Below are 14,302 nucleotides of genomic sequence, written 5' to 3'. Positions count from 1 at the left end.
TCTATCTTGGACAAATAAAAACTGTTATTTAGAGCTGTCTTACTGCGACAAATCCATACTTTATTCCCAACCATAGTCCTTCTTGGCTTTATCAAGGGTAATGTATCCTTCCAGAATATCCTCGCGAACTCTTGACTTTTCTCTTTCCAGGGGACTGCCATAGCCGCCACCGCCACCGGCGATCTGATGCCACCGTGTTCCATTGGGAAGAAGCGGGATAAATTCCTTGGCCTTAGGGTAATAGACCTCCCCGTTGGGGTAGATGATTTTTGCGGTGTTTGATCGTCCGGGGTGACCGCCTAAGATACCCGGAGCACAGCTTTGGGGTACAAGACCTTCCCCGAAAATACTGCATTGAACATCTTCCAAAAATTCCACCTGTGTCTCTACTCCCAGACCCCCACGCCACTGTCCTGAGCCGCAGGAGTCCGGAGCATATTCGAATTTGTGAAAATGGACCGGAGCTTCCAGTTCAAACATCTCCGGATCCTGGGCGGCAATTCCCCCGCCTCCTCCAATGAAGCCGATATGGTTATAACCATCGGCACCGAAAGAAGCACCGCCGCCCCCTTTGCAGGCATTGATCAGCATATGGGCAAAAGGACTGTTTTTCCTCGAGTCATGGCCGGAAAGGAGGACACAGAGCATATGATTCCAACCGGCAGTGACCCTTTGCGGCAAGGCGGGGAAGAGGGCTTGCATAACAGCTTCGCCGATCTGATCCACTAAGTGATTGCCAAAACCCGTGGCAGCCGGAAATCTGGGGTTGAGCAGGCATCCTTCCGGAACGATCACCCGAACCGGCCGCAACATACCCTCATTGCGAGGTATATCTGCATACTCAAGACACATGAGCAAGGTGAGAAGAACACCGGACAGAGTCACAGGATATGGAGCATTGACATAACCTGCTGTCTGTTCCGCCGTGCCCGTAAAATCAAAAGTCATCTGATCATCCTGCACGGTGATCTTAACCTTAATGGGCATGGCCTTTTCCCCATTGATTCCGTCATCATAAGCCATGCTTTCACCGTAGTACACCCCGTTATTGATCCGCAGGAATTCCTCGCGAACCATCTTTTCCGTTTGATCATAAAGCTTTTGCAGATTTTGCGAGAATCTTTCGTAACCCCACTTTTCAATCTGCTTGACCAATTCCCGTTCGCCGATGATACATCCCCCGATCATGGCCAGGATGTCGTCTTCCACAATGGAGTAACGGATATTGCTGAAAATCAGCCGCCAAACATCCTTTCTTTTGACTCCCCCATCAAACAGCTTTACAGGAGGGATACGAAGAGCTTCCTGCCAGATTTCCGTAGCACAGGGGTTATAGCCGCCGGGAATGCACCCTCCCACATCGGCTTGATGAGCATTGATGGCAGCCCAGGCCACCAACCGACCTTCATGGAAGATGGGCTTGGCGATTTTGACATCGGTGGCTTGATTGCCCCCAGTAAAAGGATCATTGTGGATAAAAATATCCCCGGGCCGGATATCTTCCTCGAAAAAATCCACGATATTTTTGATGGATGTGGGTACCGTATAGGCTAAAAGGGGGATAAATTCTGTCTGCTCTATGATCTCGCCCCGGGAACCGTAAAGTCCGGTGCAAAAATCCCGGGCTTCGCTGAGATTGAGAGAACGAGCTGAATGCAAAAGGGCATGAGCCATTTGCTCCGTTATAGAGTGCAATGAACTTTGCACCAGGGTGACTTCAATGGTTTCAATGAGCAAGCCTTTTCCCTCCCCCGAACTTCTAAAAGAATAGATCAAATTCAAGTGTTATTGTTCTCATACATCAAAAGATTACCGAAGGAATCATATTGTCCCGAAAAATATTGGGGAATGAACACCGTGGTATACCCCATTTCGATAATAGCCGGCCCCTCGATGACCTCCTGACTGGGCTGAGTACCATCCCAAACGGAGAGCTTTTGATATGTCCTGGCATGAGGATTATAGACTTCCCTATAACCCAATAGACGAGCAGAAAGGGATTGCGTTTCAAGAGGTTTGAGATCCGAGCCGATCTGTCGTTTGCCCGTATATAAAAGCCTCAGGCAAAGGACTTCCAAGGGCACCCGACTGTTCTCCAGGCTATATCCATATTGGCGGTTGTGCTCTTGGTGAAAAGAGCGCACGATGTTTTCCAGGTTATGACGCTCCAGATCTGCGCGGTCGATGGCTATGGTCAATTCATTGTGCTGACCCCTATAGCGAAGGTCGAGGCTATAGGTGACTCCAATACGATAGTTCAAGCTCTCTCCATAGGCGGACTCCTTTTTCCCCCGGACATGCATCTCATCGAATAAAGCCAGCATCTCCGGCACATTATCATGAGAAAAGGCTGCATAAAAGGTCCGCACATAATCTAATTTCAGATCCGCCAGCAACATACCAAAAGCACACATGACCGAAGATTCTGCAGGAATCATCATCATGGGGATTTCCAGCTCCCGGGATAAATAAGCACAATGGAGAGGTCCTGCTCCTCCTCCTACAACGAGAAGAAATTCCCTGGGGTCATACCCCTTCCTTACGGTGAGTTCCTTCAGGCTGTTAGCCATATTGGTTATAATCACCTGATACATTCCCCAGGCGGCTTCTTCCACAGAAATACCCAAGGGGGTGGCAATATATTTTTCGATGGCCTGGCTGGCTTTGTCCAGGGACAAAGGATAACGGCCACTCAGGAAGCGGTCAGGATCCAGTAACCCCATTACCAAAGCCGCATCCGTACAGGTAGGTACCGTACCGCCCAGATTATAGGCGGCCGGTCCGGGAATGGCCCCGGAACTCTGTGGCCCCATATGCAAAAAGTTACCGCTGTCCAGCCAGGCAATGCTCCCGCCACCGGCGCCGATGGTTTGAATCGCCATCATGGGTAAAGAGACAGCATTAAAATTCACCTCCGCCCGGCGGGAGGTTAAAGGCATCCCGTCCTTGATCAGGGAGGCCTCAAAACTTGTCCCTCCCATATCCATAGTGAGGCAGTTGGAATACCCGGCAGATTGGCAGAGGTGCAGTGCCGCAACCGGACCTGCCGCCGGTCCGGATAATAAGGTGGCGGCAGGGATTTTCTTGGCCAGCTCCGGTGAGGCAGCCCCGCCATTGGAAGTTACAATAAAGAAAGTGCCTGTAAAGTGAAGGTCCCGTAATTTCTCCAGCAGAGCATCGAGGTAATGATTGAGCAAGGGACCCACGTAAGAATTAATTGCCGTGGTACTAACCCGCTCATAGAGCCGAGGTTGGGGCAAAATTTCGCTGGAAACGGTGATATAGGCATGAGGGAGCAGTTCCTGGAGGATGTGGTTCGCCTGCTTTTCATGTTGAGGATTGAGGTAGGAATGCATAAAGCAAACCGCAACAGCCTCCACCTGTTCAGCTTTAAGTTGATCACCGATCCTGTAAAGATCGTTTTTATTTAAAGGAATAAGTACCGCGCCTGTAGAGCTGATCCGCTCCTGGACACCAAAACGCAAATGTCTGGGGATAAGAGGTTTAGGGGCAGTATACTTGTTATCAAAAAAGGTCGGACGGATTCCCCGGCGCATTTCCAGAATATCCCGAAACCCTTCCGTAGTAATCAGAGCAGTTTTAGCGCCTAGGGAAGTGAGCACGGCATTCGTGGTCACAGTAGTGCCATGAATAATAAGCTGAACACGGCTCATCAGAGACTTAATCTCTATGGACTTTGACTGGGCAATGAGCTGAAGCCCGGCAATAATTCCGTTGGAGGGATCTTCGGGGGTGCTGGCTACTTTATATTTTTCAACTGCATTGCCGCCTTCATCCAGCAACGCAAAATCAGTAAATGTCCCACCTGTATCAATGGCAAGGGTATAGCTTGTCAATGGATTCCCCACCTTTTCCGGATTATATACGAACACCTTTCGGAATCGTTTTAAAAAAGTCAATATGATCTACCATCAACTTTTCTGCACGTTCTTGGTCTTGATCCAAAATCGCCTGGTAGATATTCTTAAGATTTCGAACCAGGCTTTGATGGACCTCTTTGCTGGCGCTGGCATTGAAGCCTATTACTTCCTGAACCTTTGTGAAAAGGCTCATATAGATGATCATGAGCTCATTATGGGTGGCCTGAGCCATGGCCTTATGAAAAATAATATCATTATGATGAAAATGATAAGGTGTCACCAGGTCATCTAAAGGGAGTAAGGCGGCGTACATGGCTTCAAGATCCTCGTCCGTTCTCCGGAGCGCTGCCAGACCGCATCCTTTGACCTCCACAATCATCCGCATCTCGTAGATGTTTTCAATAGAAATGGAATGGAGTCCCACAGAAAGGGCCAGATAGTTCATTAAATATTTCACCACATCTTCTGTGGTACGCTTGGTGATAAAGCTCCCCCCCTGCTTTCCTTGTTTCCGATAAATGATCTGCTGCTCTTCCAAAAGATCCAAAGCCTCGCGAAGAGTTGAGCGGCTTACCCCTAATTGCTCGGCCAGCTCAATTTCCCCGGGGAGACGATCGCCTAACTTCAATTGACCTGTAATAATGTTGTCTTTGATGATTTCGGCAATCTGCTCTGGAATGCTCAATAAGGCTTTAGTTCTCAATATCATAATTCACAATACCCCCGAAGTCTAAAAATCAGCGCCATTATCATAGCACTTTCCTTTTGGCAAAACAGGACCCAATATGTCTGAATATAGTACATTTAAAATTCGCCCCCCCGCCCAAATGCCATAAGTACTGAATTAAAGCCGCAAAACCTTGCTGTTCAAGCATGATTTTAAATGTCTGCACTTAATACATTTAAGAGGTCTTTTGGGTTTTAAGAAGAATTGTTCAAGGGAAGGTGAGCACATTCACCAATGTCATGGTTCTATTATATCAAATAAAGAAGATATGAGTAGGCCATGATGGAGTCAGTACCCTGTAAATATTTCGGAGGTGAAGGAAATGATTAAAGATGAGCAAAAACAAACTTCTAAGAAGGGCTTAACGCGAAGAGGATTCTTAAAAGCATCCGCTGCCCTTGGTGCAACCACTTTAGCCTTACCCGGGTGTACGAACGCATTTAAACCGGCATCAACCAATGAAGCCGTGGAAAAAACAGAAGACGGAGTTAAGGTAGTTCGTACTGTGTGTGCTCCGAACTGTGTGAACAGCTGCGCTCACAACGTTTTTGTTAAAGACGAAAAAATCATTAAGATCGAACCCGGTGAATACCCCGATCCCGAGTACAGAAGAATTTGTCTTAAGGGAATTGCCAATGCCATGCAGCGGGTCTACAGCCCGGACCGGGTCAAATACCCTATGAAGCGGGCGGGAGAACGTGGCGAAGACAAATGGGAGCAGATCTCCTGGGACCAAGCTTATAATGAGATCACTGAAAAACACAAGGAAATTGCCGATAAATACGGTATGGAAGCCAACTCCTGGATGGGCATGACCGGAAACTACGGAATCAACGCTCAGCTCATCTCGGCCAGAATTGCCAATACCGTAGGCGGAACCCATATTGATAACCTGGGCATCATGGGCGACCTGGCCACCAACATTGCCTACCTCCCCATGCTCGGTGTTCTCCAGGAAGGACACGGCTGGAAAGATCTTCGGGGTTCCAAACTCCTGATCTTTTTTGGCTGCAACTATACAGAAGCATCCCTCAACGACAGCCACTTCCTCTCCGATGCTAAAGAAGCCGGCGCCAAGCTGGTGGTGGTAGATCCCCGCTTTACAAGAACCGCAGCAAAAGCCGATTGGTGGATTCCGATCCGTCCGGGTACCGATGCAGCTATGGCTTTAGGTATGATGCACGTGATTTTCAAGGAAAACCTGCAAAAAGATGATTATATTCGCCAATACACTACCGGTCCCTTCCTTGTCCGCCAAGACACCGGCAAACTAATCCTGGCAAAAGACCTGGGGGGAAGCGGCGATCGGTGTATGGTATGGGATACGGCGGCCGGGAAAGCCGTACCTGCCGATGAAACACCCCTGGCTGCCTTGACCGGAATTTATGAAGTCGCCATCGGTGGGCAAACCGTAAAATGTACTCCCTCCCACCAGCTCCTGCTCGACCTCATTGAAGAATATACTCCCGAAAAAGCCTCAGAAATCTGTGAAGTCCCTGCCGAAGATATTCGCAAGCTGGCACTTATGTACGGCCAAACCGACCCGGCCGCCATTCGCATGACCCAAGGCATTCAGCGCTATTATCAAGGCCATTTGTCCTGCAGGGCACTTATTACCCTGGGAGCAATCACCGGCAATATCGGTAAGCGCCATGCCGGAGTATCCTGGGCGGGCGGAACTCTCTTTAAGCTTATTGCCGGGGTCCCTGGCGACTGGGCAGCCCCCAATCCCAATGTTCAAGGAAAGAAGATCCCCGGAACCCAGCTCTATGATGTGATCCCCAGTGAAAAACCTTATCCTATCAAGAGTCTTTGGCTTTCCAGCTACGGAATGGGAACCCAGGCTCCCCTTAGAGACCGCTTGATCAACGAAGTCTTCCCGGCCCTGGATCTCATTGTCGTGTCTGAGCAAATTATGACCCCTATGACGAAGTATGCAGACTATGTCCTCCCTGTCACCTCTTATTATGAAGAAGAGTGTGATGTGGTTGGAGCTTGGTCCAACCTCTATATCCAGTTCCGTAAGCAGGCCATTAAACCTTTGTGGGAAGCCAAAGCCGACTGGGATTGCTTTGCTGAATATGCCAAACGGATGGGCTTTGGGGAATATTGGACCATGACCCAACAGGAAAGCGCCGAATTTATCGTGAAGAATTCTCCCGATCCGATCATCAGCGGCACCAACCTGGAAGAGCTTAAAAACAAGGGTGTGGCCTGGGCCAACCAGCCAGCGGATTTTGTTCCTTTTGAAGATAAAAAATTCAATACGGCTCACGGGAAGATTGAGATCTATCTGGATTTTCTCACTGAATTCGGGGAAGCTTTACCGGTCTATAAAGAACCTCTCGAAAGCAACCGCACACCCCTGGCCAGGAAATATCCCCTGACCTTCATGAATGCCAGAAGTGTCTTTACTACCCACTCCCAGCACGTGAACCTGCCCTGGATCAATGAAGTCTATCCTGAGCCCCGGCTGGAAATAAGCCCTGTGGATGCCAAAGCGCGGAATCTCCGGGACGGGGATCTGGTGGAAGTAGCCAATGACCGGGGGAAATTCAAGGTCAAGATTCAAGTGACGGAAGGGATCAAACCGGGCTGCCTGAATATCTGCCAGGGCTGGTGGCCCAAGCATTTTCCCGAAGGTCATTATGCATCTCTGCTCCACATGGAGCTGAATCCTGCGCAAGATGCAGTGCTGGAGACCAACTTTGCTCCATATGACAATCTCGTCGAGATTAAGAAGGCTTAGGGGGAGATAACCATGGCAAAGAGAATGGGATTTGTGATTAATGTGAAACGGTGCGTAGGATGCAAGACCTGTACCGTATCCTGCAAAATGGAAAATACAGTAGCTGCCGGGCTGGCACGGATTCGCGTGCTGGATGATCATCAGGCGGAAGTCTTTGATAAACCTACCGGGACCTATCCGAACCCGGTAAGAAATTTCGTTCCGGTACCTTGTCAGCACTGTGACAACGCTCCCTGTGTTCCTGTCTGCCCCACCGGTGCTTCAAAGAAAAGAGAAGACGGCATTGTCTATGTGGTGAAGGAAGACTGCATCGGCTGTGGCGTATGCGTGGCTGCTTGTCCTTATGGCTCCAGACAAATGGATAAGGAGAGCAAAAAGGTTGATAAATGCACCCTATGCATGCATCGGCTGGAGGAGGGCAAAGACCCTATGTGTGTCTACTGTTGTCCGGGCCGGGCAATTACCTATGGCGATCTCAATGATGCCAATTCAGAAGCCGCCAAACTAGTCAGCAGTCAAACGGCAAAGACCATTAAATCAGAATTGGGTACCGGTCCCGCAGCCTACTATATCTTACCTTAAAAATAAAAAACCAGTTGAGCTCAAAGGTGGTGGCTATAATGAGCATTACAGAAGAAGCAAAACAAATAACCCAAGTGCGTGGAAACATCTACACGTTATTGTCTCAGTGCTTTGTGCAGCCATCGGAAGACCTGGTGGCAAGCCTTGTTCAAGGTTCATTGACCGAGGCATTGCAAAGGACCCTGGGTCTGGTGGAAGAGGGAAAAGTAGCCCGTGAATTAGCTAGAGTCAAAGATTTTGGCGTCCAATCCCAAGGGCGATCCCCTGCGGAAATCTTGCAGGACATGAAAGTGGAATACAGCCGCCTTTTCGTCGGCCCTGGGCATGTAGTAGCGCCGCCCTATGAATCCGTTTACAAAACAAGAGACGATGACAATGAGATCGGAGTCGTGATGGGAGATGCAGCTATTGCAGCAAAACGTTTCTATCGCTCCGCCGGGCTTGAGCTTTCCGATGATTTTACGGACTTACCGGACCATATTGCCTTAGAACTTTATTTCATGGCCTATCTATGTTCTCTGGAATTTGACATGGCTAATGAAGATAAGGAAAAAGATCCGATCTCCATCCGTAAGATGCAGACTGATTTTCTGAAAACGCATTTAGGCAGCTGGATTACAGATCTTTCTCAAGCTGTTGACCGAGGAACAAACTCAGAATTCTATCGTGGAGTCGCAGGCCTGACGGAGGTCTGGATCGGAATAGAGAGAGATGAGCTAGAGTAATCGGGCTGTTGCATCAACGGTTTTTAAAGTTAAGCAAAAGACGGCAACCGGAAAAACATTCCAGAAGCCGTCTTTTAGCATAACATTATTTGTATCCATGGGGGGCAGCCAACATACGAATTAATGGAATACCCCGCAATGTGCAAGTTGGACTTTGACCGCAATTTTCCCTTTCCGTCGGTCTGTCTCAGTCCCGATGACAACCTCTTGCCACCTTCAATTTTATAGTTTTTAATTACCGCCATTTCTCATCCAGACATTTAAGCAGGAACTTTCTCAGATTTTTTTGGTACTCCCCATGTACACCCTTATCGATCTCAACCAGCAAGCCCAGCTCATACGTCAGTTCTTTGAATGCCCTTTCCAGGGCTTCAAATTTAAAGGCGACTTTATGGGTAGCGTTCTTGATTTGTGCGGCGGTAAGGTCACTCCTCAGCTTTTGATTGCTTTTGAAAAGCTCTTTTTCTTTGAGCTTACTGTTCTCAGCCTTCCTATTCGCAACCTCCTGCTCCAGAACCTGATTTTTCTTTTCCAATACCCCTGTCTTGACCTTCAGATCGTCACGCTCTTTTTTCAGCTCACTACTTTTCTCCTTTTCACCCTCCAGAGCTTTCTGCAGTTCCCCGTTCTTCAGCTCGGCCTCATCTTTTTCCTGCTTGGCCTGCTCCCGTTCCTTTACGGCCTTCTGGAGCTGGCGCACAGACATATTGTCGATATCCAACTCTGCGATAAACTCTGCCCGTTCTTCTTCCGGAACATCAAACAAAATTACCGCCTGAGTATAGCTCAAATTCTTCATCGATGAAGATTCTGCTTCTTCCCCCTCCAGGGAGGCACTCATTGCCTGCCCGTACTCCCTGGCAACTTTCATATATCTTTCCGCCGTAAGCTGGGAATAATCCACATACTCCTGCAGCCATTTTCCCCATTCCCCATAAGGAACGAGAGACTTAGCCTCTATCAGCCGCCGACCTATCTCCACGGCACAGATTAAGTGGATTCTCCGGCTTGGTTCTTTATAGCTGTTTATCTCGGCCGCGATGATCTGCGGGGTGCGTTCGGTTACGAAATCGCTCATGCCAATCCCTTCCCGGGTTTTTAATATAGTATATGGGGTTGGCCCGATTGGTGTGACAACCTGTGTCACCCGGAGGAGCACATTCATAGTATGTAGGGACAGCCTTAGCCTGTCAATCCATCAAGAAAGGCAGGTGATTAAGATGGCAGTGGAAGGAATTCCTTATTCCGCAGCTTTGGTGGTGGTCTATCAGACGGGTCTTTCCCCTCTCGGAGTCCCCATCACGAGACAAAAAACCTTCAATTCTATCCGCTTTGATGCATCCGAAGAAGCCGTTTATAACGCTGCACATGCGTTATTTGGCTTAACGAAGCATCCCGTCCTCGATGTGTTTTTTCGTAAAACCTGGGAACTGGCAGAGGATGAATAGCTAAAAAAACTGAATGAAAAGGAGGCTTCGGAATGGGGTTATCCACAAGAAAAGTGGCCAGATTGGTCTTCACCACCGCCGGTGGCGGAACGTTCACCATTACTCTTCCCGATCCAAGGGAAGATGTGCAGGTGACAGAAATCGTGGCCGCTATGGAATCACTCATAGCAAGTGACATCTATATGACAGCCGTCGGGGCATTAACCGGGATCAAGGATGCGAAGATTGTCGATACGACAATTAACGATCTCTTTGATCCGGCAGCCGGTTAATAAGCTCCCCTTTGGGGAAATAAAGAGCAGCCTTTGTTCCTCACTAAGGAACGAAGGCTGCCCTTCCTCTTCGTTTTACTCACTCTGTTTAAGAAGATATCTCTTCTTGGGCCGCGGCGGATAAAAGAGAATTGAAGGTTTTGTTAAGCGGATATCTGTAAATCCTGGAATGACCTGCACCGTTTCAGGCAGCCGAGGATCATTAAGCTCTATGGTTGTCAATGCCCCCGTGGTGCAAGCCTCAACGCAGGCTGGGGGCAGCCCATGGTCCTGACGAGGATAGCACATCTGGCAGCGGGTCACCTTATTGGTATTGATGTTGTACTGGGGAGCATCATAAGGGCAGGCCTTCACACAGAGACGGCAGCCGTTGCAAAGGGAAGAATCAATCTCAACAATCCCGTCTTTTCTTTTGTTAAAGGCATGCTGGGGGCAGACACGGAAACATTCCGGGCTGTCACAATGGTTGCAGGCCATGGACAGATAGGTCCCCAGGTCTATTTCCTTGACATGCCGCCAGTGTATATTAGCCGGTGTATGATTTTCATTGCGGCAGGCCATCTCACAAGCCCGGCATCCTATGCAGAGATTGGCATTAAATAGAAAGCCCTTTCTCTTAAACATCCTTGCGCACCCTCCTGAGGTTAACCCGGCAATCAAAATAAGGGATACTTTCCCCTTCTTTCCCTTGACCGCTGATCAGATGATTGATCGGATAACGGTCACTTTGCTCCACCATGATAATTTTCTCCGGAAGATAGGGATTGATTTTAGCCCGGCCACTTACAAAGCCATTCTCATTATAGATTTCAACCCAGGAATCTTCACGGATAGTATGCTTGCAGGCGATTTCCTCCGCCAGTTCAATCATGGGTTCTTCCCTATTCTCTGAATTAAGCCAGGAAAGGGTCTCATACTGGGTATGGAATTTAAGCAGGGATTGGGGAGTAAGCAGGTGATAAGGAAACAGTAGGGATGAATCCCTTTCTCTGACATCTTGAAAACGTTGAGGTTGAATTTCAGGAAAACGGTAGCTCCAATCCGGTGAGAGGGGTTCCTTGCTCCTTTTATAGGAGCACTTTTGGAGATCGGCGGGGTCCTCTAAAGCATAAAGTTCCCTAACCTCCGGAGACAACTCCCCTGCTATCCAATCCCAGGGTTCTTTTTCCGCGGGAAAATTAGAAAACCCAGGCCGGAGTTCATTGAGTTTACGGGTTAATTCCCGGGCAATCTGTAAATCGCTCTTTGATTCATAGAAAGCCGGCAGCACTTTTTGATTATAGGAAAGCCAGTGGTGCCAAAAGCTCACATGCAAATCTTCCTCCTCAAAGAAGGACGCAGCCGGCAGGACAAGGTCGGACTGCCGGGCGGTGCTGTTCAGATAGAGATCCACAGTAATGATTAACTCCATGTGTTGAAACAAATCGCGCCAAGCCCGTAGATTGTAATCCTGGGCCAAAGGGTTGCCGCAGGAAACCCACAGCATTTTAAGTGGCGGCTCCTGAAGCTTCATCGCCCTGCCCGGGAAATCGTTGACCGGCACCTCCCGGGAAGAGGTGAGCAAAGGATGCTTTATTCCCTGATGCTTTGCTATATTCAGAGGAAATTCTTCCTGAGGCCGGTGGCGGAAATAGACTCCCCCTCCGACAGAACCAAAACTCCCTGTCAGAGCGGCCAGAGCACTCACAGCCTTTACCGATTCTCCGCCACTGGGATAGCGCTGCATGCCGAAACCCAGCCAATTAGCGGCTGGGTAAAAGCGGGCATACAGAGCGGCTAATTCTTCAACAACGCTTAAATGGACTCCTGTTTGTGAACAGACTTCATCCAGAGTAATCTTCTTAAGTCCTAGCTTATATTGATCAAAGTCTCTGGTTTTTTCCTGAATGAACTTTTTATCGATCCTGCCACTTTCGATCAAGATTTTGGCAATACCCCAAGCCAGCCACCCATCGGTTCCCGGATTGATCTGAACATATAAATCGGCTCTATTGGCTGTATGAGTAAGGAGCGGATCGATAACCACCAATGGGACTCCCTTTTGGCGTGCTTCATAGATAAACTTCATTTGATTGATATTGGTATTGGCCGGGTTAGCTCCCCAGATCACGATCAAGCCGGCATCGCCCATCTCCTCCGGATCAGGACTTAGTTCACCTACGGTCTCCATAAGTGCGGCTTCCCCGGTAGCCGAACAAATATCCCCGGTCGGTCGGGTATGAGGGCCCAGACCCGCAAACATTCCTTCCACAGCCTGATGCAGCAAGCCGGCATTGCCATTGCCTTTATAATACCCTAAGCCCAGATTAGAACCATAGCGGGTATTCAGTTCGATCATTTTGGAGGCGATGATTTCATAGGCCTGGTCCCAGGAAATCCGGCGCCACTCCCCTGACCCCCGCCGCACTTGACGCAAAGGATATTTCAAACGATATTCGTCCAAGGCATATTGAATCAAGGAATACCCTTTGGCACAGAGTCTTCCCCGGGTATAGCCATGCTCGGAGTCTCCCACAACCCGGGTCAGCTTACCTCCGCTCATATGGGAAATCATACTGCAGGAACTATAACAATGCCGCGGACATGTATTGCGAAACGTTGGCATACCTAGCACCAGCCTTTTTATGATTCTTTGGTTCAATAATTCTTAGTTCAATAAGCCATGACTAAATACCGCTGAGATCGTCTGAAGCAAGCCTCTCTTTATGCAGCCGCCTGATCTTAAACGCCGCAGCCAGATCCAGGCGGGTATCAATATCGGTCAGGGAGCGGTCGAGAAGGGCTTCGATTTTGTTCAAGCGGTAACGAAGGGTGTTGCGGTGCAAAAAAGTAGCCTGAGCCGTCTTATTCATATCGAACTGGTTATCCACAAAGCTCTCCAGAAGAGAAAGCAGATTATCTTCCCCCTCATCCTCCGGTAAAGCTCCCAGAACATGATGATAGTATTCCTTCAGATCCTCCAAGTCATGTTTGTAAAGGATGCGTTCCAAGCCCATCTCGCTGAAAAAAGGCACGGCAACCTCCAGCAGACTTCCCATCTCGCAAGCGACTTTGGCCTCCTGGTAACTGCGAAAGAGGTCATTAGGGTGAGTATAGGCTTGCCCTACTCCGCAGGATATCCGGTACTGGGGTGCTGTTGCTTGGAATTGACCGGAAAGGTGTTCCATGATGGAGAGGATTTCCTGTTTTTGCTCTGCCCCCTTTTCTCTCGCCCCGGGTATGATGGCCACAACTTCGTTGCGGTTCACTGTGGTGGCAGGGTTTTTATAAAATTTATTGATCAAGGTGCGGTCCACAATCTTTTGCAGAACCTCCATAAGGTGCCAGTCGGGTGAGTGATGTTCCAGCTCCGTTGCCAGCAGCAGCACTCTGTGGGGCCGGCGGAAATCCCAGCCCCACACCTCACCCATGGTAATAATATCTTCATTGCGCTTAAGGTTCCCATAGAGCAAATCATAGAAGAAAGAATTCTTGGTCTTATGCTTTTCCTGCTTCAGCTCCAACTTGTTCTGAAGGTGGATGGCATATAAGGAAAGAGCTGTTTCAATGATGGGTTGCAACCCCTCAAAATCCGGCTCGGTTTGTTCATACAGTACGAAGAGATAGCCCAACACCCGGCCATTGGGAGCAACAGCCCAACCGGCCCCTTGCAGACGCAAAGCTTCCGTAGATAGTGTACAGAAGAATATAGACTCATTATCCGCCCAATCCCCTTCTATCTCAACCCTGAAAGCATCCAGATCCGGATGGAGCAGTGTGGTGGAAATGGTTTCATAAGCGGGGGTAGCAACCAGGATGGGCTGATTCAACACTTCGGCAAGGGCGCAAGTGAGAGCATCCAGGCCCTTACCGGACATTTTCAACAGCTTCCGCATGGGGTTCGGCATTGAAGTGTTTTTTTCCATCATGCTTCATTTC

At 49.0% G+C, this 14,302-nt stretch carries 12 protein-coding genes; 5 read left to right on the top strand and 7 right to left on the bottom strand.

What is annotated here, in order from left to right; all coding sequences use genetic code 11:
* Nucleotides 1-60: 60 nt before the first annotated feature.
* From DESPCE1_RS0109405 to DESPCE1_RS0109395, 3 genes are read right to left on the bottom strand one after another with little or no spacing between them, the layout of a single operon-like run.
* Entirely contained in the window at nt 61-1,737 is a 1,677-nt protein-coding gene (locus tag DESPCE1_RS0109405; protein WP_028305525.1) for a hydantoinase B/oxoprolinase family protein, read from the bottom strand.
* A gap of 41 nt (nt 1,738-1,778) precedes the next feature.
* Entirely contained in the window at nt 1,779-3,857 is a 2,079-nt protein-coding gene (locus DESPCE1_RS0109400; protein WP_019850306.1) for a hydantoinase/oxoprolinase family protein, read from the bottom strand.
* A 22-nt stretch (nt 3,858-3,879) separates the two neighbouring features.
* The gene (locus tag DESPCE1_RS0109395) at nt 3,880-4,590 is read right to left on the bottom strand and encodes a FadR/GntR family transcriptional regulator (RefSeq protein ID WP_014793772.1); all 711 of its coding nucleotides are present in this window, start codon (nt 4,588-4,590) and stop codon (nt 3,880-3,882) included.
* Between the two features lie 340 nt (nt 4,591-4,930).
* On the opposite strand from DESPCE1_RS0109395, the gene DESPCE1_RS0109390 reads away from it, so the two are divergent.
* Genes DESPCE1_RS0109390 through DESPCE1_RS0109380 form a run of 3 tightly spaced genes read left to right on the top strand, consistent with a single transcriptional unit; the run spans nt 4,931 to nt 8,664 of the window.
* On the top strand, nt 4,931-7,357 hold the full coding sequence (locus tag DESPCE1_RS0109390; protein WP_019850305.1) for a molybdopterin-dependent oxidoreductase: 2,427 nt from the start codon (nt 4,931-4,933) through the stop codon (nt 7,355-7,357).
* 12 nt (nt 7,358-7,369) lie between these two features.
* Complete coding sequence (locus DESPCE1_RS0109385; protein WP_014793770.1) at nt 7,370-7,939, top strand: 4Fe-4S dicluster domain-containing protein; 570 nt, start codon at nt 7,370-7,372, stop codon at nt 7,937-7,939.
* Between the two features lie 38 nt (nt 7,940-7,977).
* A complete protein-coding gene (locus tag DESPCE1_RS0109380; RefSeq protein ID WP_014793769.1) occupies nt 7,978-8,664 on the top strand; it encodes a molecular chaperone in 687 nt (228 codons plus the stop codon).
* 235 nt (nt 8,665-8,899) lie between these two features.
* Here DESPCE1_RS0109380 and DESPCE1_RS0109375 read toward each other — a convergent pair whose 3' ends face one another.
* The gene (locus DESPCE1_RS0109375; RefSeq protein ID WP_019850304.1) at nt 8,900-9,742 is read right to left on the bottom strand and encodes a DUF3102 domain-containing protein; all 843 of its coding nucleotides are present in this window, start codon (nt 9,740-9,742) and stop codon (nt 8,900-8,902) included.
* Between the two features lie 142 nt (nt 9,743-9,884).
* On the opposite strand from DESPCE1_RS0109375, the gene DESPCE1_RS0109370 reads away from it, so the two are divergent.
* Nucleotides 9,885-10,112, top strand: coding sequence for a DUF1659 domain-containing protein (locus tag DESPCE1_RS0109370; RefSeq protein ID WP_014793767.1), 228 nt, complete (start codon nt 9,885-9,887; stop codon nt 10,110-10,112).
* Nucleotides 10,113-10,144: 32 nt separating this feature from the next.
* A complete protein-coding gene (locus DESPCE1_RS0109365) occupies nt 10,145-10,384 on the top strand; it encodes a DUF2922 domain-containing protein (RefSeq protein WP_014793766.1) in 240 nt (79 codons plus the stop codon).
* Nucleotides 10,385-10,459: 75 nt separating this feature from the next.
* Here the strand turns inward: DESPCE1_RS0109365 and DESPCE1_RS0109360 are convergent, their stop codons facing one another.
* The 3 genes from DESPCE1_RS0109360 to DESPCE1_RS0109350 all read right to left on the bottom strand — a co-directional run bounded on the left by DESPCE1_RS0109360 (nt 10,460) and on the right by DESPCE1_RS0109350 (nt 14,289).
* Entirely contained in the window at nt 10,460-11,008 is a 549-nt protein-coding gene (locus DESPCE1_RS0109360; RefSeq protein ID WP_019850303.1) for a 4Fe-4S dicluster domain-containing protein, read from the bottom strand.
* Nucleotides 11,001-12,989: a molybdopterin-dependent oxidoreductase gene (locus DESPCE1_RS0109355; RefSeq protein ID WP_028305524.1), complete on the bottom strand. Its 1,989-nt coding sequence runs from the start codon at nt 12,987-12,989 to the stop codon at nt 11,001-11,003. Before DESPCE1_RS0109355 ends, DESPCE1_RS0109360 begins: the two co-directional genes overlap by 8 nt.
* A 61-nt stretch (nt 12,990-13,050) precedes the next feature.
* The gene (locus DESPCE1_RS0109350) at nt 13,051-14,289 is read right to left on the bottom strand and encodes a helix-turn-helix domain-containing protein (protein WP_028305523.1); all 1,239 of its coding nucleotides are present in this window, start codon (nt 14,287-14,289) and stop codon (nt 13,051-13,053) included.
* Nucleotides 14,290-14,302: the final 13 nt, after the last annotated feature.

Source organism: Desulfitobacterium sp. PCE1 (genome assembly GCF_000384015.1).
GTDB classification, from domain to species: domain Bacteria; phylum Bacillota; class Desulfitobacteriia; order Desulfitobacteriales; family Desulfitobacteriaceae; genus Desulfitobacterium; species Desulfitobacterium dehalogenans.
Note: the sequence above shows the minus strand (reverse complement) of the source record. Positions and strands in the feature narration are given on the sequence as shown.